Source organism: Pseudomonas sp. 43NM1, from assembly GCF_002836905.1.
Taxonomy (GTDB): domain Bacteria; phylum Pseudomonadota; class Gammaproteobacteria; order Pseudomonadales; family Pseudomonadaceae; genus Aquipseudomonas; species Aquipseudomonas prosekii.
On sequence record NZ_MKGS01000162.1, the window covers coordinates 91,888 to 116,630 of the forward strand.

The 24,743-nt window shown below is 61.9% G+C and carries 27 protein-coding genes; 13 read left to right on the forward strand and 14 right to left on the reverse strand.

All coding sequences use genetic code 11. The annotated features are described in order from the left end of the window. Positions 1-27 precede the first annotated feature (27 nt). From BI292_RS19865 to BI292_RS19885, 5 genes are all read left to right on the forward strand, one after another. Positions 28-1,173, forward strand: coding sequence for a Fic family protein (locus tag BI292_RS19865; protein WP_101208879.1), 1,146 nt, complete (start codon positions 28-30; stop codon positions 1,171-1,173). A gap of 260 nt (positions 1,174-1,433) precedes the next feature. Then, a complete protein-coding gene (locus BI292_RS19870) occupies positions 1,434-1,676 on the forward strand; it encodes an exodeoxyribonuclease VII small subunit (protein ID WP_056743654.1) in 243 nt (80 codons plus the stop codon). Further along, positions 1,673-2,560 carry a (2E,6E)-farnesyl diphosphate synthase gene (gene ispA, locus BI292_RS19875; RefSeq protein WP_101208880.1) on the forward strand — a complete coding sequence of 296 codons (888 nt, stop codon included), beginning with the start codon at positions 1,673-1,675 and terminating at the stop codon, positions 2,558-2,560. Before BI292_RS19870 ends, ispA begins: the two co-directional genes overlap by 4 nt. 91 nt (positions 2,561-2,651) lie before the next feature. Further along, positions 2,652-4,550 carry a 1-deoxy-D-xylulose-5-phosphate synthase gene (gene dxs / locus BI292_RS19880; protein WP_101208881.1) on the forward strand — a complete coding sequence of 633 codons (1,899 nt, stop codon included), beginning with the start codon at positions 2,652-2,654 and terminating at the stop codon, positions 4,548-4,550. Positions 4,551-4,679: 129 nt separating this feature from the next. Beyond that, positions 4,680-6,560 (forward strand): TonB-dependent receptor domain-containing protein, encoded by a 1,881-nt coding sequence (locus tag BI292_RS19885; RefSeq protein WP_101208882.1) that lies wholly within the window; start codon positions 4,680-4,682, stop codon positions 6,558-6,560. Between the two features lie 168 nt (positions 6,561-6,728). Here the strand turns inward: BI292_RS19885 and BI292_RS19890 are convergent, their stop codons facing one another. From BI292_RS19890 to nrdR, 11 genes are all read right to left on the reverse strand, one after another. After that, on the reverse strand, positions 6,729-7,541 hold the full coding sequence (locus BI292_RS19890) for a cobalamin-binding protein (protein ID WP_101208883.1): 813 nt from the start codon (positions 7,539-7,541) through the stop codon (positions 6,729-6,731). Then, entirely contained in the window at positions 7,541-7,960 is a 420-nt protein-coding gene (locus BI292_RS19895; RefSeq protein WP_092277515.1) for an MFS transporter, read from the reverse strand. The genes BI292_RS19890 and BI292_RS19895 overlap by 1 nt, the downstream gene beginning before the upstream one ends. Beyond that, entirely contained in the window at positions 7,957-8,574 is a 618-nt protein-coding gene (ribA, locus tag BI292_RS19900; RefSeq protein WP_092277512.1) for a GTP cyclohydrolase II, read from the reverse strand. Before ribA ends, BI292_RS19895 begins: the two co-directional genes overlap by 4 nt. A gap of 251 nt (positions 8,575-8,825) precedes the next feature. Continuing rightward, positions 8,826-9,584: an ABC transporter substrate-binding protein gene (locus tag BI292_RS19905; RefSeq protein WP_101208884.1), complete on the reverse strand. Its 759-nt coding sequence runs from the start codon at positions 9,582-9,584 to the stop codon at positions 8,826-8,828. Between the two features lie 222 nt (positions 9,585-9,806). Then, on the reverse strand, positions 9,807-10,772 hold the full coding sequence (thiL, locus tag BI292_RS19910; protein ID WP_092277506.1) for a thiamine-phosphate kinase: 966 nt from the start codon (positions 10,770-10,772) through the stop codon (positions 9,807-9,809). A gap of 18 nt (positions 10,773-10,790) precedes the next feature. Next, complete coding sequence (nusB, locus tag BI292_RS19915) at positions 10,791-11,291, reverse strand: transcription antitermination factor NusB (RefSeq protein ID WP_092277503.1); 501 nt, start codon at positions 11,289-11,291, stop codon at positions 10,791-10,793. Beyond that, positions 11,288-11,764 (reverse strand): 6,7-dimethyl-8-ribityllumazine synthase, encoded by a 477-nt coding sequence (ribE, locus tag BI292_RS19920; RefSeq protein WP_003185938.1) that lies wholly within the window; start codon positions 11,762-11,764, stop codon positions 11,288-11,290. Before ribE ends, nusB begins: the two co-directional genes overlap by 4 nt. Positions 11,765-11,855: 91 nt before the next feature. Next, the gene (gene ribBA, locus BI292_RS19925; RefSeq protein ID WP_101208885.1) at positions 11,856-12,947 is read right to left on the reverse strand and encodes a bifunctional 3,4-dihydroxy-2-butanone-4-phosphate synthase/GTP cyclohydrolase II; all 1,092 of its coding nucleotides are present in this window, start codon (positions 12,945-12,947) and stop codon (positions 11,856-11,858) included. Between the two features lie 28 nt (positions 12,948-12,975). Continuing rightward, complete coding sequence (locus tag BI292_RS19930; protein ID WP_101208886.1) at positions 12,976-13,641, reverse strand: riboflavin synthase; 666 nt, start codon at positions 13,639-13,641, stop codon at positions 12,976-12,978. A gap of 46 nt (positions 13,642-13,687) precedes the next feature. Continuing rightward, entirely contained in the window at positions 13,688-14,821 is a 1,134-nt protein-coding gene (gene ribD / locus BI292_RS19935; protein WP_101208887.1) for a bifunctional diaminohydroxyphosphoribosylaminopyrimidine deaminase/5-amino-6-(5-phosphoribosylamino)uracil reductase RibD, read from the reverse strand. Next, positions 14,818-15,282, reverse strand: coding sequence for a transcriptional regulator NrdR (gene nrdR, locus BI292_RS19940; protein WP_003228656.1), 465 nt, complete (start codon positions 15,280-15,282; stop codon positions 14,818-14,820). The genes ribD and nrdR overlap by 4 nt, the downstream gene beginning before the upstream one ends. A 128-nt stretch (positions 15,283-15,410) precedes the next feature. Between nrdR and BI292_RS19945 the strand changes: the two genes are divergently transcribed. The 3 genes from BI292_RS19945 (at position 15,411) to trxA (ending at position 17,572) form a co-directional block, all read left to right on the forward strand. Further along, on the forward strand, positions 15,411-15,875 hold the full coding sequence (locus BI292_RS19945; protein ID WP_101208889.1) for a YbaY family lipoprotein: 465 nt from the start codon (positions 15,411-15,413) through the stop codon (positions 15,873-15,875). Next, the gene (locus tag BI292_RS19950; RefSeq protein ID WP_101208890.1) at positions 15,872-16,528 is read left to right on the forward strand and encodes a methyltransferase; all 657 of its coding nucleotides are present in this window, start codon (positions 15,872-15,874) and stop codon (positions 16,526-16,528) included. The genes BI292_RS19945 and BI292_RS19950 overlap by 4 nt, the downstream gene beginning before the upstream one ends. 171 nt (positions 16,529-16,699) lie before the next feature. Then, positions 16,700-17,572 (forward strand): thioredoxin, encoded by an 873-nt coding sequence (gene trxA / locus BI292_RS19955; RefSeq protein WP_101208891.1) that lies wholly within the window; start codon positions 16,700-16,702, stop codon positions 17,570-17,572. A gap of 237 nt (positions 17,573-17,809) precedes the next feature. On the opposite strand, the gene BI292_RS19960 is transcribed toward trxA, so the two are convergent. Further along, a complete protein-coding gene (locus BI292_RS19960) occupies positions 17,810-18,160 on the reverse strand; it encodes a hypothetical protein (protein ID WP_101208892.1) in 351 nt (116 codons plus the stop codon). Between the two features lie 135 nt (positions 18,161-18,295). On the opposite strand from BI292_RS19960, the gene BI292_RS19965 reads away from it, so the two are divergent. The 5 genes from BI292_RS19965 to BI292_RS19985 all read left to right on the forward strand — a co-directional run bounded on the left by BI292_RS19965 (position 18,296) and on the right by BI292_RS19985 (position 22,451). Then, complete coding sequence (locus BI292_RS19965; protein WP_101208893.1) at positions 18,296-18,886, forward strand: DUF2796 domain-containing protein; 591 nt, start codon at positions 18,296-18,298, stop codon at positions 18,884-18,886. A gap of 138 nt (positions 18,887-19,024) precedes the next feature. Beyond that, a complete protein-coding gene (locus BI292_RS19970) occupies positions 19,025-19,735 on the forward strand; it encodes an ABC transporter ATP-binding protein (RefSeq protein WP_092277477.1) in 711 nt (236 codons plus the stop codon). Position 19,736: 1 nt separating this feature from the next. Beyond that, positions 19,737-21,002 (forward strand): ABC transporter permease, encoded by a 1,266-nt coding sequence (locus BI292_RS19975; protein ID WP_101208894.1) that lies wholly within the window; start codon positions 19,737-19,739, stop codon positions 21,000-21,002. 15 nt (positions 21,003-21,017) lie between these two features. Next, a complete protein-coding gene (locus BI292_RS19980) occupies positions 21,018-21,530 on the forward strand; it encodes a DUF3299 domain-containing protein (RefSeq protein ID WP_092277470.1) in 513 nt (170 codons plus the stop codon). 222 nt (positions 21,531-21,752) lie between these two features. Next, positions 21,753-22,451, forward strand: coding sequence for an OmpW family protein (locus tag BI292_RS19985; protein ID WP_092277467.1), 699 nt, complete (start codon positions 21,753-21,755; stop codon positions 22,449-22,451). Between the two features lie 206 nt (positions 22,452-22,657). Here BI292_RS19985 and BI292_RS19995 read toward each other — a convergent pair whose 3' ends face one another. Further along, on the reverse strand, positions 22,658-23,587 hold the full coding sequence (locus BI292_RS19995) for an NAD-dependent epimerase/dehydratase family protein (protein WP_092277464.1): 930 nt from the start codon (positions 23,585-23,587) through the stop codon (positions 22,658-22,660). Next, positions 23,580-24,464, reverse strand: a complete 885-nt coding sequence (locus BI292_RS20000) for a sugar nucleotide-binding protein (RefSeq protein ID WP_101208896.1) — start codon at positions 24,462-24,464, stop codon at positions 23,580-23,582. The genes BI292_RS19995 and BI292_RS20000 overlap by 8 nt, the downstream gene beginning before the upstream one ends. Positions 24,465-24,743: the final 279 nt, after the last annotated feature.

Here is a 24,743-nt window from a genome sequence, read left to right on the forward strand (position 1 = left end):
TCATCACCCCTTCGAGCCCGCGCATACATGGCATCTCACTGGATCTGGCAACAATCTGACTGGCCGACTTTCAACTGGCAGGCCGACCGCTTGGCGCCGTTGCTGCGCGAGTGCGTGCAGGCGCAAGGTCAATTGATTGGCATGGCCGGTTCTGTCGACGCCTCGCTGAATGCGCAAAACGAGCTGGATGCGTTGTTACAGAACATCGTCACGTCATCGGCGATCGAGGGTGAGCAACTGAACGTCGGTTCGGTGCGCTCTTCGCTCGCGCGGCGCCTGGGTTTGCAATTGACTGAAGGCGATCACGTCAGCCAACGCAGTGAAGGGTTGGCGCAATTGCTGCTGGATGCCACGCAGCATTTTGCGCAGCCGCTGACGGTGCCGCGATTGCTGGAATGGCATCAATGGCTGTTTCCCGATCAACGCACAGACTTCGCCGCCCGTGCGATCCGCGTCGGCGCATTGCGCGGCGATGAGCCGATGCAGGTGGTTTCCGGTCGACTCGACCGGCCAACGGTGCACTTCGAGGCGCCGCCGCGCGCAGGGCTTGAGCAGCAACTGGAGACATTTCTTGTCTGGTTTGACAGCACTCGCCATCAGCCTGACCTCGACCCATTGCTGCGGGCCGGCATTGCGCACTTCTGGTTCGTCACGCTGCACCCGTTCGACGACGGTAACGGGCGGCTGACACGGACCATTACCGACCTCGCACTGGCGCAGGGCGAGGCGCAAGCGATTCGTTTTTATGCAATGTCGGCGAGCATACTTGAGGATCGTTCGGGCTATTACCGGGTGCTGGAAAACAGCCAGAAAGGCACATCGGATATCACCCAATGGCTGGAGTGGTTTCTGCAAACTCTGCTGCGCAGTTTGCAGCAAGCGATGGAGCGGATTGAGTCGGTGCTGGGCAAGGCGCGTTTCTGGCAGGCACATCGCGCGTCTGCGCTGTCGCTGGAGCAGACCAAAGTACTGAATCGCTTGCTGGATGGCGGCGAACGCGGCTTCGAGAACGGTCTCAGCGCGGCGCAGTATCAGGCAGTGGCCAAGGTCTCGAAGGCGACGGCGACACGTCATCTGAGTGAATTGCTGGAGAAGGGCTGCCTCAAACGGCTGCCCGGTGGCGGACGGAGTACTCGCTACCAAATCCGCTATCCCGATGCCTCCACCGAATAATCAGGATTGAACCTGATCCTGTGGCGAGGGGGCTTGCCCCCGTTCGGCTGCAAAGCAGTCGCCAGCTAAATGCGATACGTCTGACAAAACGCGGCGCCTGGTTTTAGGGCCGCTTTGCGACCCAACGGGGGCAAGCCCCCTCGCCACAATGATAGCGTTCACTCCCCATGATTTCGTGGCAGAACACCCCGCTCATTTGCCCATAACCCCCATGTCTGCTAGTGTCGCGCCGGTTTAACGTCAACCGGAAATAGCCGCCCATGGCCCGCAAAAAAGCTGCACTGGATTTCGAACAATCCCTCGCTGACCTGCAAACGCTGGTCGAGCGGCTGGAGAATGGCGAGTTGTCGCTGGAAGATTCGCTGACGGCTTTCGAGCAAGGCATCGGTCTGACCCGCGATTGCCAGGCAGCGCTGGCTCAGGCCGAGCAAAAAGTCCAGGTGCTGCTCGAGCGTGATGGCGAGCTGGCCGAGGAACCCTTCGAAGCGGATCAGCCAGAATGATCGCAGCGTATTCGGCGACCAGCCAGGCTCGCGTCAACGCAGCGCTGGAAACCCTGTTCAACCCGCCGAGCGCTGAACTCGCGCGCCTCTATGAAGCCATGCGTTACAGCGTGATGAATGGCGGCAAACGCGTGCGTCCGCTGCTGGCATACGCCGCATGCGAAGCGCTCGGCGGCAAGGCTGAACAGGCGAACGGCGCGGCGTGTGCGGTGGAGTTGATCCACGCGTATTCGCTGGTGCACGACGACTTGCCGGCGATGGACGACGACGACTTGCGTCGCGGCCAGCCGACTACGCACAAGAAATTCGATGAAGCCTGCGCCATTCTCGCCGGTGACGGTTTGCAGAGCCTGGCGTTCAGCGCCCTGCTCGACCCGCGCCTGAGCGCCCCGGAGGCGCAAATTTCGCTGCAAATGGTCAGCGCTCTCGCGGTGGCTGCAGGCCCGGCGGGCATGGTCGGCGGGCAAGCCATCGACCTCGGTTCGGTCGGTTTGAAGCTCGATCAGAAAGCCCTCGAATACATGCACCGGCACAAGACCGGCGCGCTAATCGAGGTCAGCGTCAAGCTTGGCGCCCTGGCCAGTGGCCGCGCCGAGAAGGACGAACTGAAGTCGTTGCAGACTTATGCACAGGCGATCGGCCTGGCGTTTCAGGTGCAGGACGACATTCTCGACGTCGAAAGCGATACCGAAACCCTCGGCAAACGCCAGGGCGCCGATATTGCCCGGGACAAGCCGACTTACCCGGCGTTGCTCGGTCTCGATGCGGCCAAGGCTTATGCCTTGGAACTGCGCGATCAGGCCCTGCATGCGCTGCGACCGTTTGACGCGGCTGCCGAGCCTTTGCGCGATCTGGCCCGTTACATTGTCGAGCGCCGCAGCTGACAGCGCATCCGCCAAAAAAACGCAACGCGTGGGCAGGGGCCGATGCATCAGGTAAACTGCCGCCTCTTCTATACCTATAACGATTCGCCTGATGCCCACGACGTTTCATGAGATTCCCCGCACGCGCCCGACCACGCCCTTGCTCGACCGCGCGAATACGCCGGACGGCCTGCGCCGGTTAGGCGAAGCCGAGCTGGAAACCCTGGCCGATGAATTGCGCCTGGAATTGCTCTACACGGTCGGCCAGACCGGTGGGCATTTCGGCGCCGGCCTGGGCGTCATCGAGCTGACCATCGCGCTGCATTACGTCTTTGACACCCCGGACGACCGGCTGGTGTGGGACGTTGGTCATCAGGCGTATCCGCACAAAATCCTCACTGGCCGTCGCGAGCGCATGGCCACGCTGCGCCAGAAGGACGGCGTCGCAGCCTTCCCGCGGCGCTCCGAGAGCGAGTACGACACCTTTGGCGTCGGCCACTCCAGCACTTCGATCAGCGCTGCGCTGGGCATGGCCATCGCCGCCCGCCTGCAAAACAGTGATCGCAAAGCCATCGCAGTGATCGGCGACGGCGCGTTGACCGCCGGCATGGCGTTCGAAGCGCTGAACCACGCGCCGGAAGTGAACGCCAACATGTTGGTGATCCTCAACGACAACGACATGTCGATTTCGCGCAACGTCGGTGGCCTGTCGAATTATCTTGCAAAGATTCTCTCCAGCCGCACTTACGCGAGCATGCGTGAGGGCAGCAAAAAGGTCCTGTCGCGCCTGCCCGGCGCCTGGGAAATTGCCCGGCGTACCGAAGAATACGCCAAGGGCATGCTGGTCCCCGGCACGTTGTTCGAAGAGCTTGGCTGGAACTACATCGGCCCGATCGACGGCCACGACCTGCCGACGCTGATCGCCACGTTGCGCAACATGCGCGACCTCAAAGGCCCGCAATTCCTGCACATCGTCACCAAGAAAGGCAAAGGCTTCGCCCCGGCGGAAGTCGACCCGATCGGTTATCACGCGATCACCAAACTGGAACCCGTGGACGCCCCGGCCGCTGCGCCGAAAAAGGCCAGCGGGCCGAAGTATTCCGGTGTGTTCGGTGAATGGCTGTGCGACATGGCCGAAGCTGATCCGCGCCTGGTCGGGGTTACTCCGGCAATGAAGGAAGGCTCGGACCTGGTGGCGTTCAGCGAGCGCTTCCCGTTGCGCTATTTCGACGTGGCGATTGCCGAGCAACACGCAGTGACGTTCGCTGCCGGCATGGCTTGCGAAGGCGCGAAACCGGTGGTGGCGATTTATTCGACGTTCCTCCAGCGCGGCTATGACCAATTGGTGCACGACGTGGCGGTGCAAAACCTCGACGTCTTGTTCGCCATCGACCGCGCAGGTTTAGTGGGCGAAGACGGCCCGACGCACGCCGGCAGTTTTGACCTGTCGTACCTGCGCTGCATCCCCGGCATGCTGGTGATGACCCCGAGCGATGAAAACGAATTACGCAAAATGCTCACCACCGGCCACCTGTACAACGGCCCGGCGGCGGTGCGTTACCCGCGCGGCAACGGCCCGAATGCAGTGATCGAAAAGGACCTGCAACCGATTGAAATCGGCAAAGGTGTAGTGCGCCGCCAAGGCCAAAACGTCGCCCTGCTGGTGTTCGGCGTGCAATTGACCGAAGCGCTGAAAGTCGCGGAAACGCTGGATGCGACCGTGGTCGACATGCGTTTCGTCAAACCGCTGGACGAAGCACTGGTCCGCGAAATCGCCGGCAGTCACACGTTGCTGGTGACCCTCGAAGAGAACGCGATCATGGGCGGCGCCGGTGGCGCAGTCAGCGAGTTCCTGGCGCGGGAAAACATCCTCAAGTCGATGCTGCACCTCGGCTTGCCGGACACCTACGTCGAACATGCCAAACCTGCGCAAATGCTCGCCGAGTGCGGATTGGATGAAGCCGGGATCGAAGCGTCGGTGCGTGAGCGTTTACAACTGCTTGCCAAGTAATTCCCCCGCCCCTGTAGGAGCGAGGCTTGCCCGCGAAGGCGTTTTAACAGGCAACGCAAATGTTGGATGTTAGGGCCTCTTCGCGGGCAAGCCTCGCTCCTACAAGTACCGTGTTTGCTACGGATATCTATGAAACTCTCTCCTCTCGCCCTGACGCTGACACTCTTGCCGGCCGGCCAACTCCTGGCCGACACCTTCGAGCGTGATCAGGCGCTGAAGCTGCCCGACGTGTTGATCAGCGCCAACCGCCAGGTCGAAGCGCGCAACGACAGCAGCGCGGCCAACACCGTGTTCACCCGCGACGACATTGATCGCCTGCAACCAAGCAGCGTCACCGACCTGTTGCGCCGCGTGCCGGGCGTGCAAGTCGGGCAGACCGGGGGTCGCGGCAGTTTGCCGGGGATTTACATTCGCGGGACCAAATCGGCGCAGAGCCTGGTGTTGGTCGACGGCCAGCGCATCGGCAACTCGACGTCCGGCGACAGCAACCTGCAACACATCAACATCGAACAGGTCGAGCGTGTGGAAGTATTACGCGGCTCGCGCTCGGTGATTTATGGCAGCGATGCGATTGGCGGGGTAATCCAGATCTTCACCCGACGCGGCGCCGAACCGGGCTTGCAGCCGCGCCTGCACGTCGGTTTCGGCAGCAATCAAACGTGGGAACGCAGCCTCGGCGTGTCCGGCGGCGACGACAAAACCCGCTTCAACCTCGGCACCAGCCTCGATGAAACAGCCGGGATCGACCGCACGACCGAATCGTATCCGAGCGACGGCGATCATGATGAATACCGCAACAAATCGCTGAGCCTGAGCCTCAGTCATGCGCTTACCGACGACGTCGAAATTGGCGCCAACCTGCTGGATAACCGCGGCAGAAGCGAATTCGACAACCCGTTCGGGCGCTTCGACCTGAACACCTTCGAATCGCTGCAGCAGCAGCCGTACAGCGATTTCAACGTCAGCAGCCTCAGCAGTTACGTCGATGCGCGCATCAATGACGTGTGGAAAACCCGCCTCGAATTCGGCCACAGCGAAAACCGCGAAAAGACTTTCGACAAACTCAGCGATGAGCGCAGCGTGTTCAACACCTACCGCGACTCGGTGAACTGGCAGAACGACCTGACGCTCGACGCGCGCAACAGTTTGATCGTCGGCGGCGACTGGTACGAAGACCGGGTCAACAGCAGCACGCCGTTCGACGAGGACAGCCGCTGGAACCGCGCCGCGTTTATCCAGCATCGCTACAAGGCCGACAGTTTCTCCACGGAGCTGGGTTTGCGCCGCGACCAGAACCAGCAGTTCGGCGGCCAGAACAGTTGGAGCGGCACCTTCACCCTGCCGCTGAACCCGAACAACGACGTGCTGCTGACCTACAGCGAAGGCTTCCGCGCGCCGACCTTCAATGACTTGTATTACCCGGATTTCAGCAACCCGAACCTCAAGCCCGAGCGTTCGAAAAGCTACGAATTGCAGTGGCGCAGTCAGTTGACCGAGAGCAGCCGACTGGAAGCCTCGCTGTACCGCACCGACCTTGAAGACGCGATTATCTTCGGCGGCAACGGCCCGCAGAACGTCGCTTCAGCGCGGATCAACGGGTTCGAAGCGGCGCTCAAACAGGAATTGTTCGGCTGGCAGAGCAACCTCGGCGTGGCGATCATCGACCCGCGTGATCGCGACAGCGGCCACACCCTGGCCCGGCGTGCGCGGCGCACATTGAGCCTGGATCTGGATCGACAATTTGATCGGCTGGGTCTGGGCGCCAGTTGGCAAGCAGTCAGCAGCAGTTACGACGACGAGAACAACGGGCAAGCCTTGGGCGGTTACGCGCTGCTCGGTTTGCGCAGCAGTTGGGCGCTGAACCGCGAAGTGCAGCTTGAACTGAAGGTCGACAACTTGCTCGACAAGGGTTACAGCCGCGCGTTGTACAGCTATGGCAGCAGCCAATATGGCTATCGCGAAGAAGGTCGGGCATGGATGTTCGGGGTGACCTGGACGCCTGAGCTGTAAAGTCCAGCTCTAAAATCCGGCGCGATCAATTGTGGCGAGGGGGCTTGCCCCCGTTGGGCTGCGCAGCAGCCCCAATGCAGCCACCGCGTTTTGGCAGGCCGACCGCGGTGACTGGAATGCGGTCGCTGCGCAACCGAACGGGGGCAAGCCCCATCGCCACAGGGTTTTCTAACGCTCTGGCGCGATGATCTGGCAGAGCTTCGCGGTCGCTTCGATCATCTGCCCGCTCGGCCGCTCCAAGCCTTTGTCGGTCACCAACAACAATTGTCCGCGAGCCACTGCAGTCACTTGCGGCCAGGCTTTCCACGCATCCAACTGCGCCTGATCACTGGCCAGAATCACTTCGGGGTTGCGCTGCAACACCGCCTCGACGCTGATTTGCGGCGCCGGCAACGTCAGGTCGGCAAACACATTGCGCGCCCCGCACACCTGCAATGCGTCGCTGATGATTTGCCCGCCACCGACGGTGTACAGCGGCCGATCCCAGACTTGATAGAACACCTGCAACGGCGTGTCCCGACGATAGCGCTGGCGCAGGTTATCCAGTTTCTGCCGCAACTGCGCCGCCAACACCACGCCCCGCTGCGCTCGGCCGAGTTGCTCGGCGATCGCGGCAATTTGCGTGGTGAGTTGTTCGAGGTTGTGCGGTTCGGCGACGTAGGTGGGAATGTTCAAGCGCTTCAGTTGCTCACGCTGCGCCGGGCCGACGCTGCCAGGCCAGAGCAACAGCAAATCGGGTTTGAGGCTGAGCAGCCGCTCCATGTCCAACTGGCCATAGCGGCCAACCGACGGCAGGTCTTTGATCGCTGCTGGACGCTCGCCGGCATCCAGCACCCCAACCAGCAAGTCCGCTGAATCCAGCTCGACCACGATTTCCGTCAGGGACGGCGCGAGGCTGACGACCCGCGCAACCAAGCGCTCGTCCGCGAACACCGAACCGCTGACGGCCAACAGCAAAACCGCCAGCCAGACGCGAAGCATCAGCCGAGTTGACGCGGGATACGGTAGAGGTAAAACAGCACGGCGGTGGACAGCGCCAGCAACATCAGCGGCACCGCTTCGAGGCCGACGAACACTGCCAATGCGCCAATCCACGCCGGCAGACTGGCCGCCAGAAACGCGGTACGACGCTTGGCCGCGAGGGCAATCCACGCGGCCGGCTCTTCAGGTGTGTCGAGGGCTTTTTGTGTGGCGATCAGCGCATGTTTGTAGCCGCCGAAAAACTTCAGGCTGACAAACATTGAAGCCACGCCAGCAATGAACAACGGCATCGCCAGCACCGGCAGAATCGCCTCGGTCTGGCCAAACACGCCGTTGATCACGAACAACGGCACCAACGCCAGCGCCAGGTATTGCCACCAGTTAAAGGACAGTCGCCGCCGCACCTGACCGCGCGTCACGCCCGGTCTACCTCGCCCTGATGCTCGTTGCCCATCATGTGGTCGAGCTTTTTGGCCTTGGTCGCGAGATACAGTTTGTTGTGCGGGTTATGCCCGGTGTGCAGCGGCACGCGCTCGGCGACGACGATGCCCATGTCGGTCATGGCTTTGACCTTGCGCGGGTTGTTGGTCATCAATCGCAGGGATTTCACGCCCAGATGCTCAAGCATCGGCAGGCACATGGCGTAGTCGCGCTGATCGGCGGCGAAGCCCAGACGCTCGTTGGCTTCAACGGTGTCGGCGCCGCCATCCTGCAATTCATAAGCGCGGATCTTGTTCAGCAGGCCAATGCCGCGACCTTCCTGACGCAAGTACAGCAACACGCCACGGCCTTCTCGGGCGATGGCTTGCAGCGCCGCTTCAAGTTGCGAGCCGCAGTCGCAACGCTGGCTGAACAAGGCATCGCCGGTCAGGCATTCGGAGTGCAACCGACCGAGTACCGGGGCACCGTCGGCGAACTCACCCAGGCTCAGCACGACGTGCTCGCGCCCGTTCTCTTCATCGAGAAAGCCGTGCATGGTGAATTGCGCAAAAGGCGTTGGCAGCTTCGAAGCGGCGACAAAAACGACAGGCACCGTTGTGCTCCTGATCAATAAGTACTGGAGATTCGCAGAGGCGGCATTGTAACAGCAGGTTCCAACGGGCGCTTAGGCTGAATTATGGGGCATAACAATCAAAAAGTTTGATCAACCAGACAACTCATAGTCCCTGTAGGAGTGAGCCTGCTCGCGATAGCGTTGGCACATTCGACATAAGTGTGACTGACCCACCGCCATCGCGAGCAGGCTCACTCCTACAAGATTTGGTGTCGGCAGGGTGATCGGCGTCAATCCGGGTCAAACGGGTACGGTTGTTTCCACTTGGCGAAGATCGGCTTCAGCTCGCCGCTTTTCACCAGCAGGGCCATGCGCTGGTCGAACAACGCCATCAACGTGCGGGCCTTGGGGTTGTCGGCGAAGCACAGGTACAGCGGCAATTCGGCGATGTGCGTGCGGCGAAATTGCGCAGGATCTCTGGCGCGGGCGAGCAAGTAATCGATTTCGGTCAGGGCATCAATGTAATAGTCGGCGCGATTGTGGGTCAGCATCGAGAGGATTCCAGTGCGCCGCACCACTTCATTGAAGCTTTTCACGTTGGGCAGGTAATCCTGATATTTGTAGCCCCGCACCCAAGCCAGCCGATAGCTGCCGAGAGTGTCCAGGGTCGGTGGCGGGTTGCTCGCCAGGCCCAGGGCGTAGATGTGATCGGTGTCGAAGCTCCAATGCGGGTACAGCAGGTCGCTGGTTTCATCGCGATAAGCGCCGACACACGCGTCCACTTCGCCACGCTGGGCCAGGCCAAGGGCGCGGGTGTAGGGCTCGGTGCGAATATCCAGTTTGACCCCGGCCGGCTCGAACACGGCGCGCAGTACGTCCCAACCGAGACCGTGGCCGTCAGCAGCGGTGTATTCTTCCCAGTCTTCGCTGGCCAGATGAATCACCGACGGCGTTGGCGCGGCATCCCCCGCTTGAGCGAGCGAGCAGCACAGCGCGAAACTGAGCAATAACCAGCGCATCAAGCAGCGCATCAACCAGCGTCGAGCCATCCCCAGTCCCCTGTTTCACTCAGGCGAAAATTCGCAGAAGCCCCTGCATCCCCGGCCGGCAATCTCTGCCACACCGCAGAAAGGGTAGCGCAACTAACCGCCCCCAGTTGCCGCCAGCCTTGGGCAATGCAGCGGAACCGCAGCCGAACGTGATGAATGGCCAGCAATTACGCCAAACCGCAGCGGCGCCAGCATCTGCCGAAGTGTGTTGGCGCGGAGCGCTCACCGGGTTTCGCGGAAATGTTGATAGCCCCGGGTTTGCGGGGTGATGTCCTGTCCATCGGCGTCCAGCAACACCACGCCCTGCCCGCTTACAACGTGGCCGACCACATGGACCGGCCAGCCATCGGCCAGCAGTTGCGCCAATTCGACGGGTGGCAAAGTAAACGCTAGAACGTAATCATCGCCACCGCTGAGGGCCGCGTCCTGCGCGCCGGTTTGCCCGAGAAACGCCACCAGCGCCTCGGACAGCGGCAAGCGGTTCAGCTCGATCCGCAGGCCAACCTTCGACGCCAGCGCGATGTGCCCGCAATCGGCGAGCAGCCCATCAGAGATATCCAGCGCCGACGTGGCTTTGCCGCGCAATGCCTGACCGAGGGCCAGTTGCGGTTGGGGCGACCAGTAATGGCGCAGCAATGGATCGGCGATCGCGTCGGCGGCGCTGCGCTGGCCAAGCACCAGTGGCAAGGCGCCAGCGGCATTGCCCAACTCGCCGCCGACACACAGCAAATCGCCGGGCTGCGCGCCGCTGCGGGTCAGCGCCAGCGCGGCGGGCACGCGGCCGAATACGGTCAGGGTCAGGCTCAATGGGCCACGGGTGGTGTCGCCACCGACCAACGCCACGCCGCAGCTCTGCGCCATGACGTTCAAGCCACGGGCAAAAGCGTCCAGCCATTCGGCGGTCACCGTCGGCAAGGTCAGGGCAAGGGTAAAGGCAACGGGGGTGGCGCCCATGGCGGCGAGGTCGCTGACCGCTACAGCCAGCGAGCGCTGACCGAGCAAAAACGGGTCGCAGGGATCTGCGAAATGCACGCCGGCAACCAGCGTGTCGGTGGAAATGGCCAGCTGTTCCCCGAGAGGAACAGCGAGCAAGGCGCAATCGTCGCCGATCCCCAGTGCAACGCCCTCGCCGCCCTGCGCACAAGGCGCGGCGGCGAAGAAATGGCGGATCAGCTCAAACTCGCCCATCGCAGTTTCAAGCGCTGGTTAGCGCTTGAACGCCTTCACTTCAGCTTCACGCAGACGCGGGGCGAGCTTGTCGAGGACACCGTTGACGAACTTGTGGCCGTCGGTGGAACCGAAGACTTTCGCCAGCTCGATACCTTCGTTGATCACAACGCGGTACGGCACGTCGACGCGCTCCAGCAGTTCCCAGGTCGACAGACGCAGGACAGCCAGTTCAACCGGGTCCAGCTCTTCGATGGTGATGTCCAGGCATGGCGCCAGCGCAGCATCGATCTTGTCAACGCCTGCCGGGACCCCGTGAAGGATTTCGCGGAAGTAGGCGCTGTCGACATCGCTGAAATCGTTATCGACCCGGAATTGCGCTTCGATCTCGTTCAGCGATTGCTTGGCCATGTGCCATTGGTAAAGCGCCTGAGTCGCGAGCTGACGGGCTTCGCGACGCTTGACGCTTTTCGATGGCTTGCCGGCATCCGCAGGCTTTGGATCGCGCGGGTTGAACTGATCGCTGTCGTCGCTAATCACTTGGCCTCCAACTGTGCCAGCAGGCTGACCATTTCCAGAGCGGACAGGGCAGCTTCGGCACCTTTGTTACCGGCCTTGGTGCCGGAACGTTCGATGGCTTGCTCGATGGAATCAACGGTCAGCACGCCGAAAGCGACTGGAACGCCGAACTCCATGGACACCTGGGCCAGGCCCTTGGTGCATTCGCCGGCCACGTATTCGAAGTGCGGAGTACCGCCACGAATGACCGCGCCCAGGGCGATGATTGCCGCGTATTCGCCCTTCTGGGCTACTTTTTGCGCAACCAGCGGGATTTCGAAGGCGCCAGGCGCGCGGATGATGGTGATGTCGCTTTCGCTCACGCCGTGGCGAACCAGGGCATCAACTGCACCGCTGACCAGACTTTCAACAACGAAGCTGTTGAAACGGCCCACTACCAAAGCGTAGCGGCCTTTAGGGGCGATGAAGGTACCTTCGATGGTCTTCAGGGTCATTCGTTAGATCTCTTAAAGAGCCGGGACGCGTTTTCTACGCATCCCTCAGTGATGTGTTAACCGCGAATCAAGGACTGGAAACAACCGGTCATTATTCGGAGGGCACGTATTCTACAACTTCCAGATCGAAACCGGATATCGCATTAAATTTCATTGGCGCACTCATCAGGCGCATTTTGCGCACACCGAGGTCGCGCAGGATCTGCGAACCGGCACCGACGATGCTGTAGGTGGTCGGTTTTTTCGGCGGCGCCTGCTCGGCGGTTTCGCGGATATGCGCCAGCAAAACGTCGCCATCGAGCGGGTGACCGAGCAACAGCACCACGCCGCTGCCGGCGTCGGCGACCGCGGTCATGGCGGCGCGCAGGCTCCAGCGGCCGGGCTGCTTGACCATCAGCAAGTCGCGCAGCGGGTCCATGTTGTGCACGCGCACCAGCGTCGGTTCTTCGGCGCACACGGTGCCCAGGGTCAGCGCCATGTGCACGTCGCCTTCCACCGAATCACGATAGGTCACCAGGTTAAATTGGCCCAGTTCGCTGTCCAGCGGCTGCTCGGCAATCCGCTGAACGGTACGTTCGTGGATCATCCGGTAGTGGATCAGGTCGGCGATGGTGCCGATCTTGATGTTGTGTTCGGCGGCGAAGGTTTCCAGTTCGGCGCGACGCGACATGGTGCCGTCGTCGTTCATCACTTCGCAGATCACCCCGCTTGGCTCGAAACCGGCCATGCGCGCCAGGTCGCAAGCGGCTTCGGTGTGGCCGGCGCGAGCGAGGGTGCCGCCCGGTTGTGCCATCAGCGGGAAGATGTGGCCGGGGCTGACGATGTCCTCAGCCTTGGCGTCCTTGGCAGCAGCAGCCTGCACAGTGCGCGCGCGGTCGGCGGCGGAGATGCCGGTGGTCACGCCGGTGCTGGCTTCGATCGAAACGGTGAACTTGGTGCCGAACCCGGAACCGTTGCGCGGCGCCATCAGCGGCAGCTTCAACAGTTCGCAGCGCTCGCGGCTCATCGGCATGCAAATCAGGCCACGGGCGTGCTTGGCCATGAAGTTGATGTGTTCAGGCTGGCAGCACTCGGCGGCCATGATCAGGTCGCCTTCGTTCTCGCGGTCTTCGTCATCCATGAGGATGACCATCTTGCCTTGGCGGATGTCTTCAACCAGTTCTTCGATGCTATTGAGCGCCACAAGGCACCCCCTTTTTCGAAATTAGAGCTCAGGATTTGAGGTAGCCGTTTTGGGCCAGAAAGCTTTCGGTAATGGTGCCACCGGACGTCGACTCGGCAGCCTTGTCGCCCAACAGCAGGCGCTCCAGATAACGCGCCAGCAAGTCCACTTCAAGATTCACCCGGCGACCTGGCTGGTACGACGCCATGATGGTTTCGCTCAGGGTGTGCGGAATGATCGTCAGCAGGAATTCGGCGCCATCAACGGCGTTTACGGTCAGGCTGGTGCCGTCGACGGTGATCGAGCCTTTATGGGCGATGTATTTGGCGAGGTCTTTCGGCGCGCGAATGCGGAACTCCACGGCGCGCGCATTCTCGGTGCGGCTGACGACTTCGCCAACGCCATCGACGTGACCGCTGACCAAGTGCCCGCCAAGGCGAGTGGTCGGGGTCAGGGCTTTTTCGAGGTTGACCGGGCTGCCGCTTTTCAGGTCATTCATCGCGGTGCAGTCGAGGGTTTCGCGGCTGACGTCGGCGGCAAAGCCGTTGCCTGGCAGTTCAACCGCGGTCAGGCAGACGCCGTTGACCGCGATGCTGTCGCCGAGTTTGACGTCGCTCAAGTCGAGCTTGCCGGTTTCTACGTGAACCCGCACATCGCCGCCCTTTGGGGTCAATGCACGAATACTGCCGATGGATTCGATGATGCCGGTAAACATGGAGTCCTCCTCGAGAACAGGGCCGTCGCTGGGCTGCGGCCGGGAATTATACGCTCGCTGCTGGAGAAGGAATGGCAGTGACTCGCCAGTCATCGCCAACCGCGCGGATTTCGGTGATTTTCAGCTCGGGCGCGTCTTTCATCAGCGCCAGTGGCCAGTCGAGCAACGGCCGGGCGGAGGAGCCGAGGAACTTGCCGGCGATGAAGATCGTGAACTCGTCGACCAACCCCTGCTGGGCAAATGCCCCGGCCAGACGCGGACCGGCCTCGACCAACACTTCGTTGACCCCGCGATTGGCCAGTTCGACCAGCAACTTGCGCAGGTCCACCAAACCATCGTCGCCCGCGACAATGAGGCATTCCGGGCCGTTGGCGTATTGTTCTTCAATCGCCATGCAGGTCGCGACCAACGCCGGGCCAGCCTTGAAAAACGGCGCATCCAGCGGCACACGCAGGCGGCCGTCGATCAACACGCGCAGCGGCGGTCGGCTCATGGCCAGCGCAGTCTGCTCGGCGTCGAGGCCTAGTTCTTCGGCGCGTACGGTCAGCCGTGCGTTATCCGCCAGCACGGTGTCGGCGCCGGTCAGCACCACGCTGGCCTGGGCGCGCAGGCGTTGCACCGCCGAACGCGCGGCCGAGCCGGTGATCCATTGGCTTTCGCCGCTTTCCATCGCCGTGCGCCCGTCGAGGCTCATGGCCAACTTCACCCGCACGAACGGCAAGCCGTGTTCCATGCGTTTGAGGAAACCTTCATTAAGCTTGCGCGCCTCGCCTTCGAGCACGCCGCTTGCAATGGCAATCCCGGCCTGGGCCAAGCGCTGCATGCCGCGCCCGGCGACCGACGGGTTCGGGTCCTGCATCGCCGCGACTACCCGCGCGAGGCCGGCGTTCACCAGCGCATCGGCGCACGGCGGCGTGCGGCCATGGTGGCTGCACGGTTCGAGGGTCACGTAAGCGGTAGCGCCACGAGCCTTGTCACCGGCGGCGCGCAAGGCGTGGACTTCGGCATGCGGTTCACCGGTGCGCACGTGCCAGCCTTCGCCGACAATCTGCCCGTCCCGCACGATCACACAACCAACGCGCGGATTCGGGTGCGTCGTGTAGTGACCTTTGCGCCCCAGTTCCAGCGCGCGCGCCATGTAATGGGCGTCGAGGACGGCTTGCTCTGGGGAGGTGGTCATTCTTTCACCGGCTCACGGGCCAGGCGATCGATCTCTTCGCGGAACTCGTTGAGGTCCTGGAAGCGCCGATACACGGAGGCGAAACGAATGTAGGCGACTTCGTCGAGCTTTTGCAGCTCGGCCATCACCAGTTCACCGACCACGAGGGATTTGACCTCGCGCTCGCCGGTGGCGCGCAGTTTGTGTTTGATGTGCACCAGAGACGATTCAAGACGCTCGACACTCACCGGGCGCTTCTCGAGCGCACGCTGCATGCCGGCGCGCAGTTTTTCTTCGTCGAACGGCTGACGGCTGCCGTCGGTTTTGATCAGGCGCGGCAACACCAGTTCGGCGGTCTCGAACGTCGTGAAACGTTCGCCGCAGGCCAGGCATTCACGCCGGCGGCGCACCTGTTCGCCCTCGGCGACCAGACGCGAGTCGATGACCTTGGTGTCGTTGGCACCGCAGAAGGGACAGTGCATGGTGGCAGGCAACAAAAAAAGGGAGGGCCATGGTAGCGCATCCCCGTGGCAAGACAAGCCATGGGGTTTGCGGTATACAGACGAGCTATAAGCTTGATCCATGGATTTGACCCCTGCCGGAGCCCCAAATGTCGCTACGACCGCTCGTCCTGCTCAGTATTTTCAGCCTGCTGGTGGCCTGCAGCAGCGATGCGCCCAAGCCCCAGCCGCCGAAACCCGGCCCGGCGCCGCAACAAGCACAGAAAAAAGCCAAGGAAGCCGCCAATCTCGGGCCACTGCCGGCTTATCAACGTGAATTGAGCGGCACCCTGCAAGGCGTGCCGGCCGGCGCCGAGGTTGAACTGGCGTTGCTGGTGATCGATGCCCAGGACCGCCCGCAACAATTGCTCGCCAGTTCGAGCCTGATCGGCACCAATCAGATTCTGCCGTTTCACCTGCGCTTCAACCCGGAATCGTTCCCGGCCGGCTCGCGTGTTGAACTGCGTGGCCGCGCCAGCCAGTCCGGCCAGTTGATTTTGCATCTGCCATCGCAAGTCATCAGCCAGCCGACCACCCAGGCGATGGGCCAGCTGCAATTCGTCAAAGCCCCATGATTGCACCGCTCGACCTGCAACAGGCGTTGGCTGAATTGCTCGGTGACGCGCAACTGGTGCCAGTGCCGTTGCCCGACACCGAGCTGAAACTCTGGCTGATCGACGGCGACAACATGGACCGCGCCTTCAGCCCGGAAGAAACCCGGCGGATTCTCCACGAACCGCCGTACTGGAGTTTTTGCTGGGCCAGCGGCTTGGCGGTGGCGCGATACCTCGCTGAGTTTCCCGACTGGGTCAAAGGCAAACGAGTACTGGATTTTGGCGCGGGCTCGGGTGTGGCGGGGATTGCTGCGGTCAAGGCTGGCGCGCTGGAAGTGGTGGCGTGTGATCTGGACCCGCTGGCGATTGCGGCGTGTCGGGCGAACGCTCAGCTTAATGACGTAGAACTCAATTATTCGACGGATTTCTTTGCCGAGGCGGACCGCTTTGATCTGATCCTGGTTGCCGACGTGTTGTATGACCGGGCCAATCTGCCGTTGCTCGATGAATTCCTCAGTCGCGGCCGGGAAGCGCTGGTGGCCGATTCGCGCGTGAGGGATTTTCGCCATCCGCTGTATCAGCGCATTGAAATGCTGGAAGCGATGACGTTGCCGGATCTGGCCGAGCCTGAAGAGTTTCGGCATGTGAGCCTTTACCATGCTCGGCGCGGCTAAAAGCTTCGCGAGCAAGCTTCGCTCCTACAGGTCCGGCGTCGGTCTTCAAATCGGCGCGGACCTGTAGGAGCGAGGCTTGCCCGCGAAGGCGACCTGTCAGACTGCCCACCCTTTCAGCGACACCCTGCCAAGCCGTATAGTTGACCCATTCACGCTTTTACGAGATCCCCCATGAGTCAGGAAACGCCGTACATCTTCGACGCCACGACTGCTGATTTCGACCAGTCGGTGATCGAGAACTCTTTCCACAAACCGGTGCTGGTGGATTTCTGGGCCGAATGGTGTGCGCCGTGCAAAGCCATGATGCCGATGCTGCAAACCGTCGCCGAGAGCTATCAGGGCGAGTTGCTGCTGGCCAAGGTCAATTGCGACGCCGAGCCGGACATCGTCGCCCGTTTCGGCATTCGCAGCCTGCCGACCGTGGTGCTGTTCAAGGACGGGCAACCGGTCGACGGTTTTGCCGGCGCGCAACCGGAATCCGCCGTGCGCACGATGCTCGAACCGCATGTGCAAATGCCGCCGCCGGCCGCTGCCGATCCATTCGAACAGGCCCAGGCGCTGTTCGACGAAGGCCGTTTTGCTGACGCCGAAGCCGTGCTCGCAGTGCTGCTTGGCGAAGACAATACCAACGCCAAAGCGCTGATCCTCTACGCGCGCTGCCTCACCGAACGCGGCGAACTGGGCGAAGCGCAAACCGTGCTCGACGCGGTCAAGACCGATGAGCACAAAGCCGCCCTCGCCGGCGCCAAGGCGCAAATCCAGTTCCTCGGCCAGGCCAAGGACTTGCCCGACGCCGCAGATTTGAAAGCACGCCTGGCGAAAAACCCGCAGGACGATGAAGCGGTGTATCAACTGGCGATCCAGCAACTGGCGCGCCAGCAATACGAACCGGCGCTCGACTCGCTGCTGAAACTGTTCATCCGCAACCGCAGCTACAACGAAGGCCTGCCGCACAAAACCCTGCTGCAAGTATTCGAACTGCTCGGCAACGATCATCCGCTGGTGACCACGTACCGCCGCAAACTGTTCGCCGCGCTGTACTGATCCGCCGAAACACCCCTGCTCCCGTGCCCCTGCAGGAGCAGAGCTTGCTCGCGATGGCAGTGCTTCTGATCTTGTGGGAGCAGAGCTTGCTCGCGATGGCGGTGCTTCTGATCTTGTAGGAGCAGAGCTTGCTCGCGAAGGCCGTGCTTCTGATCTTGTGGGAGCAGAGCTTGCTCGCGATGGCGTCCTTGAGATCGCCATCGCGAGCAAGCTTTACTCCCACAGGCTCCAGCGCTCTTAAGCAGGCCCGACCCAACTGTAAATCGGCGTATCCGCCCCGCTCACCACCTTCACTTCGGCGCAATGGCGCAAGCGCACCAACAGGCGTTTGCCCGACCCGGCATTACCGGTCAGCCCTTCCAGTTGCTCAAGCAAATCCGGCCCGCTCAACTGCCCGGCCTTGCGCAGCAAATCCTTGGCGATCTGCCAGGACGTATCGTCCTGACTCGACGCCTTGGCCACCGGCGCACTGACCTCCTCGGTTTTACTCACCTGCAACTGCGCACCAAGCCTCGCCCAATCGCCGTCATCCATCTCCAGCGTCAAATCCACCGGCCAGTCGCCGATGCTTCCGCGTATACGCAACATGAGTCCGCTCCTGCACATTTCTGACGTGCATGCTCCCATGGCTCTTGTACAACGCCAAGCAGCCGGGCAAACTCCGCGCACTTTCGTTATAAGATTACATAACAGACCTTTTCCTCACTTCCCCGGAGACTCGCCATGCGTCGTCTGCTTCTTGCTTTGCCGTTTGCCCTGTTGCCGCTGGCCGCCGCCCATGCTGTGGATGAACATGATCACGACCATGAGCATGGCAGCCTCAGCGCTCACGAACATGGGGTCGGTCGTTTGAACGCGGCGCTGGATGGCCAGACGCTGGAGTTGGAGCTGGAAAGCCCGGCGATGAATCTGGTGGGTTTTGAACACGCGGCCACCACTGATGCCGACAAGACCAAAGTCGCCGCCGCGCGCGCGAAACTGGAAAATCCGTTGGCGCTGTTCAATCTGCCGAAAGCTGCCGGTTGCAAAGTCGCGACTCAGGAACTGGAAAGTCCGCTGTTCGGCGACAAGCCGGATGCCGATGATGACCACGACGAGGCGGACAAGGACGCTCACGAGCATCATCACGACCACAGCGAAATCCACGCGCATTACCAATTCAGTTGCTCGGCGCCAGGTGCGCTGAAGACCCTGGATCTGGCGAACATTTTTAACACCTTCCCGGCAACGCAGAAGATTCAGGTACAACTGATCAGCCCGAGCGGCCAGCAAGGCGTCGAAGTGACGGCCAAGGCTGCTGCGCTGAAATTCTGACCCACCACAAATCCCCTGTAGGAGCGAGGCTTGCCCGCGAAGGCGTCGTCACATTCAACATCTGTGGCGACTGACACACCGTCTTCGCGGGCAAGCCTCGCTCCTACAAAGGCTAACCATCAACCTGACCGGTTTCACATGACCCAAGCACTCATCGAACTGTCCGACCTGGGCTTCAGTTGGCCCGGTCACCCGCCGCTGCTGGACATCCCGGCGTTTCGCCTCGAACCCGGTGAAACCCTGTTCCTCAAAGGTCCCAGCGGCAGCGGCAAAACCACCTTGCTCGGCCTGCTCGGCGGCGTGCAGAAGCCTGATCGCGGGAGCATTCGTCTGCTCGGCCAGGAACTCACCGAACTCGGCGCCGGTGCGCGCGATCGCTTTCGCGTCGATCACACCGGCTACATTTTTCAGCAGTTCAACTTGCTGCCCTTTCTGTCGGTGCGCGAGAACGTCGAGCTGCCCTGCCACTTCTCCAAATTGCGCGCCGAACGGGCGAAACAGCGCCACGGCAGCGTCGATCAGGCCGCCGCGACGCTGCTCGCGCATTTGGGTTTGAAGGATGAAAGCATCCTCGGCCGCCGCGCCGATTCGTTGTCCATCGGCCAGCAACAACGGGTCGCCGCCGCGCGCGCGTTGATCGGTCAGCCGGAACTGGTGATCGCCGACGAACCGACCTCGGCGCTGGATTACGACGCACGGGAAAACTTCATTCGCCTGTTGTTCGCCGAATGCCGCGAGGCCGGATCGAGCCTGTTGTTCGTCAGCCATGACCAGAGCCTCGCGCCGCTGTTCGACCGCAACCTGTCGCTGGCCGAGCTCAATCGCGCCGCCACCCCGTTCGAGGTCTGAGATGTATTTGTTTCGTCTAGCCCTGGCCAGCCTGGCTAACCGCCGCTTTACCGCGATTCTCACCGCGTTCGCCATCGCCTTGTCGGTGTGCCTGTTGCTGGCCGTGGAACGCGTGCGCACCGAGGCCAAAGCCAGTTTTGCCAGCACCATCAGCGGCACCGACCTGATCGTCGGCGCCCGTTCCGGTTCGGTGAATCTGCTGCTGTATTCGGTATTCCGCATCGGCAACGCCACCAACAACATTCGCTGGGACAGCTTCGAACACTTCGCCAATAACCCGAAAGTGAAGTGGGCGATCCCGATGTCGCTCGGCGATTCACATCGCGGTTATCGAGTGATGGGCACCACCGAGGCCTACTTCGAGCATTACCAGTACGGCCGCCAACAACACCTGGCGATCGCCGATGGCCGCGCATTTGCCAGCGATCCGTTTGAAGTGGTGCTCGGCGCCGAAGTCGCCGATGCGCTGCATTACAAACTCGGCGACAAACTGGTGCTGGCCCACGGCGTGGCGGTGATCAGCCTGGTCAAGCACGATGACAAACCGTTCACCGTGGTCGGCATTCTCAAGCGCACCGGCACCCCGGTGGACCGCACGTTGCACATCAGTCTCGGTGGCATGGAAGCGATTCACGTTGACTGGCATAACGGTGTGCCCGCGCAGGGCAAGGGCCGGATCAGCGCCGATCAGGCGCGCAACATGGACCTCACGCCGCAAGCGATTACCGCGTTCATGCTCGGGCTCAACAGCAAGATTTCGACCTTCGCGGTGCAACGCGAGATCAACGAATTCCGTGGTGAACCGATGCTCGCGATCCTGCCGGGCGTCGCGTTGCAAGAGCTGTGGAGCCTGATGAGCACGGCGGAAAAAGCCTTGTTCGTGGTGTCGTTGTTTGTGGTGTTGACCGGGTTGATCGGCATGCTCACGGCGATTCTCACCAGCCTCAATGAGCGTCGTCGCGAAATGGCGATCCTGCGTTCGGTAGGCGCGCGACCGTGGCACATCGCAACGTTGCTGGTGTTGGAAGCCTTTGCCCTGGCGCTGTCCGGGGTGATTGCCGGCGTCGCGCTGCTGTACGTCGGCATCGCCGCCGCGCAAGGTTACGTGCAAGCCAATTACGGTTTGTATCTGCCGCTGGCGTGGCCGAGCGAATATGAATGGACGCTGCTCGGTGGCATCCTGCTCGCTGCGCTGCTGATGGGCAGCGTGCCGGCCTGGCGCGCGTATCGCCAATCGTTGGCCGATGGCCTGTCGATCCGACTTTAGATGAGGACGTTGAACATGCCCCGCGCTCTACTCGCGCTGTTGATGCTGGTCGCCCTGCCGCTGTGGGCGGCCGAGCCGAAGGATTTGACCTGGTCGGAAATGATCCCGCCGGACGCTGCGCCGGAAGTGCCGAACATGACCCCGCTGCATGACTTGTCGCAGATGAGCAGCACGCTGGAATCGGCGCCCGCCGCCAAGCAGGATTTGCCGAATGCGCCGGTGGTGAAGGGGCTCGACGGCCAGAACATTCGCCTGCCGGGTTACATCGTGCCGCTGGAGGTGAGTGAGGAAGGTCGCACCACCGAGTTTTTGCTGGTGCCGTATTTCGGCGCCTGCATCCACGTGCCGCCACCGCCGTCGAACCAGATTGTGCATGTCAGAAGCGAAGTCGGCGTGAAGCTCGATGAGCTGTATCAGCCGTACTGGATCGAGGGCGCGTTGCAGGTGAAAGCGTCGAGCAGCGAGTTGGCGGATGCCGGGTATCAGATGGAGGCGGACAAGATTTATGTGTATGAGCTGCAGGAGTGAATCCGCAGTTCTGTGCTGTTTGTGAGGACGCCTTCGCGGGCAAGCCTCGCTCCTACTAGGTCATCACCCACCCTGTAGGAGCGAGGCTTGCCCGCGAAGAGGCCATCAAAGGTTCCACTAAAACAGGCCCGATCACTGTTTCATTGAGCTGAGTCAAAAGACCGGATCAGAGCGCTCCGTACCATTGGACATCAAACATTTTTAACGTCCTTTGGAGCCCCCATGAACAAGTCCTTGCTCAGCGCTTCGCTGTTTGCTCTCGCGCTCGCAGCCCCGCTCGCCCACGCCCACGATGCCGGCGACATCATCGTTCGGGCCGGTGCAATCACCGTCAACCCGAAAGCCGACAGCTCCAGCGTCAAGGTCGATCAGGGGCCGTTGTCGGGTGCCGATCTGGGTGGCAAGGCGACCATGAGCAGCGACACGCAGCTGGGTTTGAACTTCGCTTACATGATCGACAGCCACTGGGGGATCGAGCTGCTCGCCGCCTCGCCGTTCGAGCATGACGTGAAAATCAAAGGCACCGCACTCGGCGCGGCCAACGGCAAACTCGGCACGCTGAAACACCTGCCGCCAACCCTGAGCGTTGTCTACTACCCGCTCGACGGCAAATCGGCGTTCCAGCCGTATGTCGGCGCCGGCATCAACTACACCTGGATCTATGACGAGCACGTCGGCAGCCAGGCTCAGGCCAACGGTTTCAGCAACTTCAAGGCAAAAAACTCCTGGGGCATGGCGTTCCAGGTTGGCGCGGATTACATGATCACCGACAACATCATGATCAACGGCCAAGTGCGCTACATCGACATCGACACCCAGGCCACCGTCGAAAACAACGCCGTGGCACCGGGCACCCGGGCCAAGGTCAATGTCGAAGTCGACCCGTTCATCTACATGGTCGGGCTGGGTTACAAGTTCTAAACACGTGATTCAGGAATGCACCGAATCCTGTGGCGAGGGGGCTTGCCCCCGTTGGGCTGCGAAGCGGCCCCAAAACTGATGGTGACTGCTGCGCAGTCAAACGGGGGCAAGCCCCCTCGCCACAAGTTCATCACTTGCCATAACGGTGATGTCCGAGCAATAAAAAAGGCGCCTCGAAAGGCGCCTTTTTCATGACTGAGAAAAACTCAGCGACCCAGCAACCGGGCGAGGCCGACGTTCATGGGCGTTTGCTCAGGGTAGGTAAACCGCTCGAGCAGGCGCCGGTTGTTGGCGCGCGAATGGCGGATGTCGCCGGAGCGCGCCGGGCCGTAGGTAATCGGTGGCAATTCACCGACCACCTGCGCCAGCGCTTCGAGCATTTGCTTGAGCGTAGTCGCCTGGTTCCAGCCGACATTCACCGCGCCCACTTCAACCTGCGGTTTCTCGATGGCCTGCACCAGCAGATCGACCAGATCTTCAACATAGACAAAATCGCGCGTCTGCTCGCCGTCACCAAACACGGTGATCGGCAGGCCTTTCTGCGCGCGTTCGCTGAAAATGCTGATCACGCCGGAGTACGGCGAGGACGGATCCTGGCGCGGGCCGAAGATGTTGAAGAAGCGGAACACCACCGGCTCCAGTCCATGCTGGCGACGGTAGAAATCCAGGTAATACTCGCCAGCCAGTTTGTCCGACGCGTAGGGCGTCAGCGGTGCCTTGGCGGTTTCTTCGTCGATCGATTCGCCTTCGCCATTGTTGCCATACACCGCCGCGCTGGAAGCGAACAACACGCGTTTGACCCCGGCCTGGCGCATTGCCTCGCAGACATTCAAGGTGCCGATGAAATTGCTCTGATGGGTTTTCACCGGGTCGTCCACCGAGGCCTGCACCGAAGCCACGGCGGCCAAGTGGGCGACGGCGCTGCAGCCGAGCATCGAGCGCGCAACCAGTGCGGCGTCGGCGACGTCGCCGACAATCAGCTCGACCTTGGGATTGTCCATCGGCAGGTTGCTGCGTTTGCCGGTCGACAGGTCATCGAGGATGCGCACCGAATGGCCCTTGGCGAGCAAGGCGTCGGTCAGGTGCGAGCCGATGAAACCGGCACCGCCGGTGATGAAAACAGGGCCGTCAGCCATGGCGATAAAACCTATCCAGTAAGCCCGGGAGTGCCGCGCGCCAGGCGCGTGGCTTGATCCCGAAGGTGTGCAGAATTTTCTTGCAGGCGAGCACCGCGTGTTGCGGCTCTTCGGCCGCGTCAGGCCGCGCGGCGTGAGCCTGGGCGGTCGGCGCTTCGATGGCCAGCGCGTGCAGGTTGCGTGCTTCGGTGATGATCGCCTGACCCAATGCCAGCGGCGTGGTCGCCTCATGCCCGGCGTAATGATAGGTGCCCCACAGCGGCGCCGCACAATCGAGTTGCTTGAGCACCGAAATGATCACCCGGGCCGCGTCGTCAACTGGCGTCGGATTGCCCCGACGGTCGTCGGCCAGAAGCAATTCTTCCGGGGTTTCGGCGCGTGCGAGGAAGCGCCCGAGCGTGCCCTCGGCGCTGTCATCGAGCAGCCAGCCGAAACGCAACAACACATGTTGCGGGCACGTGGCGCGCACGCTTTGTTCGATTCGCCACAAGGCTTGACCGCGCAGGCCCAGCGGCACCGGTTCGTCTTTTTCGCTGTAGGCGGTGGCGCGCGAGCCGTCGAACACGCGATAGCTCGACGGTTGCAGCAGGACGATGTTGTGGTGCTGGCACAATTCGGCCAGGCGTTCGATGGCGCGTTCCTGCCCGGCCAGGCGCTGTTCGCTGACGGTCTCTGCCTGGAACCAGTCGAAGTAATAGGCGAGGTTGATCAGCGCGTCCGGGCGCGTGTCGTCGAGCAGTTGCGTCAGGCTTGCGGCGTCCCAGCCGTCTTGGGGTGGGCGGGGGGCGAGGAAACCGATGTCTTCCTCCGCACCGAGGCGAATCAGCGCCTGCCCAAGGGCATTTCCGCCGCCCAGTAACATAAGGCGCATTCGCATAAAGTCAGCAGGCCCAGTCTGATTGAATCAATGGCTTTATCGACAGCGCACACAGGCGTTGTCGTCGATAGATGCCGGAATCGTTGCATTTTGCGGGTTTAGTGCGCAACCGTCATCCGTAAAGTGTAGATCCCCGGATTTAGTCGCCGCCCCTGTGGCGAGGGGGCTTGCCCCCGTTCGGCTGCGCAGCAGTCGTAAAACCGCCAAACGCGGTAATCCTGAAGCATGGCGGCGGATGTTTTGGGGCCGCTTCGCAGCCCAACGGGGGCAAGCCCCCTC

Bases quoted from the DNA above. Each gene is read 5' to 3' on its own strand.
- BI292_RS19865 (WP_101208879.1), top strand. From the start codon at position 28: ATGGCATCTCACTGGATCTGGCAACAATCTGACTGGCCGACTTTCAAC.
- BI292_RS19870 (WP_056743654.1), top strand. From the start codon at position 1,434: ATGGCCCGCAAAAAAGCTGCACTGGATTTCGAACAATCCCTCGCTGAC.
- ispA (WP_101208880.1), top strand. From the start codon at position 1,673: ATGATCGCAGCGTATTCGGCGACCAGCCAGGCTCGCGTCAACGCAGCG.
- dxs (WP_101208881.1), top strand. From the start codon at position 2,652: ATGCCCACGACGTTTCATGAGATTCCCCGCACGCGCCCGACCACGCCC.
- BI292_RS19885 (WP_101208882.1), top strand. From the start codon at position 4,680: ATGAAACTCTCTCCTCTCGCCCTGACGCTGACACTCTTGCCGGCCGGC.
- BI292_RS19890 (WP_101208883.1), bottom strand. From the start codon at position 7,541: ATGCTTCGCGTCTGGCTGGCGGTTTTGCTGTTGGCCGTCAGCGGTTCG.
- BI292_RS19905 (WP_101208884.1), bottom strand. From the start codon at position 9,584: ATGGCTCGACGCTGGTTGATGCGCTGCTTGATGCGCTGGTTATTGCTC.
- thiL (WP_092277506.1), bottom strand. From the start codon at position 10,772: ATGGGCGAGTTTGAGCTGATCCGCCATTTCTTCGCCGCCGCGCCTTGT.
- ribE (WP_003185938.1), bottom strand. From the start codon at position 11,764: ATGACCCTGAAGACCATCGAAGGTACCTTCATCGCCCCTAAAGGCCGC.
- BI292_RS19930 (WP_101208886.1), bottom strand. From the start codon at position 13,641: ATGTTTACCGGCATCATCGAATCCATCGGCAGTATTCGTGCATTGACC.
- ribD (WP_101208887.1), bottom strand. From the start codon at position 14,821: ATGACCACCTCCCCAGAGCAAGCCGTCCTCGACGCCCATTACATGGCG.
- nrdR (WP_003228656.1), bottom strand. From the start codon at position 15,282: ATGCACTGTCCCTTCTGCGGTGCCAACGACACCAAGGTCATCGACTCG.
- BI292_RS19945 (WP_101208889.1), top strand. From the start codon at position 15,411: ATGTCGCTACGACCGCTCGTCCTGCTCAGTATTTTCAGCCTGCTGGTG.
- BI292_RS19950 (WP_101208890.1), top strand. From the start codon at position 15,872: ATGATTGCACCGCTCGACCTGCAACAGGCGTTGGCTGAATTGCTCGGT.
- trxA (WP_101208891.1), top strand. From the start codon at position 16,700: ATGAGTCAGGAAACGCCGTACATCTTCGACGCCACGACTGCTGATTTC.
- BI292_RS19960 (WP_101208892.1), bottom strand. From the start codon at position 18,160: ATGTTGCGTATACGCGGAAGCATCGGCGACTGGCCGGTGGATTTGACG.
- BI292_RS19965 (WP_101208893.1), top strand. From the start codon at position 18,296: ATGCGTCGTCTGCTTCTTGCTTTGCCGTTTGCCCTGTTGCCGCTGGCC.
- BI292_RS19970 (WP_092277477.1), top strand. From the start codon at position 19,025: ATGACCCAAGCACTCATCGAACTGTCCGACCTGGGCTTCAGTTGGCCC.
- BI292_RS19975 (WP_101208894.1), top strand. From the start codon at position 19,737: ATGTATTTGTTTCGTCTAGCCCTGGCCAGCCTGGCTAACCGCCGCTTT.
- BI292_RS19980 (WP_092277470.1), top strand. From the start codon at position 21,018: ATGCCCCGCGCTCTACTCGCGCTGTTGATGCTGGTCGCCCTGCCGCTG.
- BI292_RS19985 (WP_092277467.1), top strand. From the start codon at position 21,753: ATGAACAAGTCCTTGCTCAGCGCTTCGCTGTTTGCTCTCGCGCTCGCA.
- BI292_RS19995 (WP_092277464.1), bottom strand. From the start codon at position 23,587: ATGGCTGACGGCCCTGTTTTCATCACCGGCGGTGCCGGTTTCATCGGC.
- BI292_RS20000 (WP_101208896.1), bottom strand. From the start codon at position 24,464: ATGCGAATGCGCCTTATGTTACTGGGCGGCGGAAATGCCCTTGGGCAG.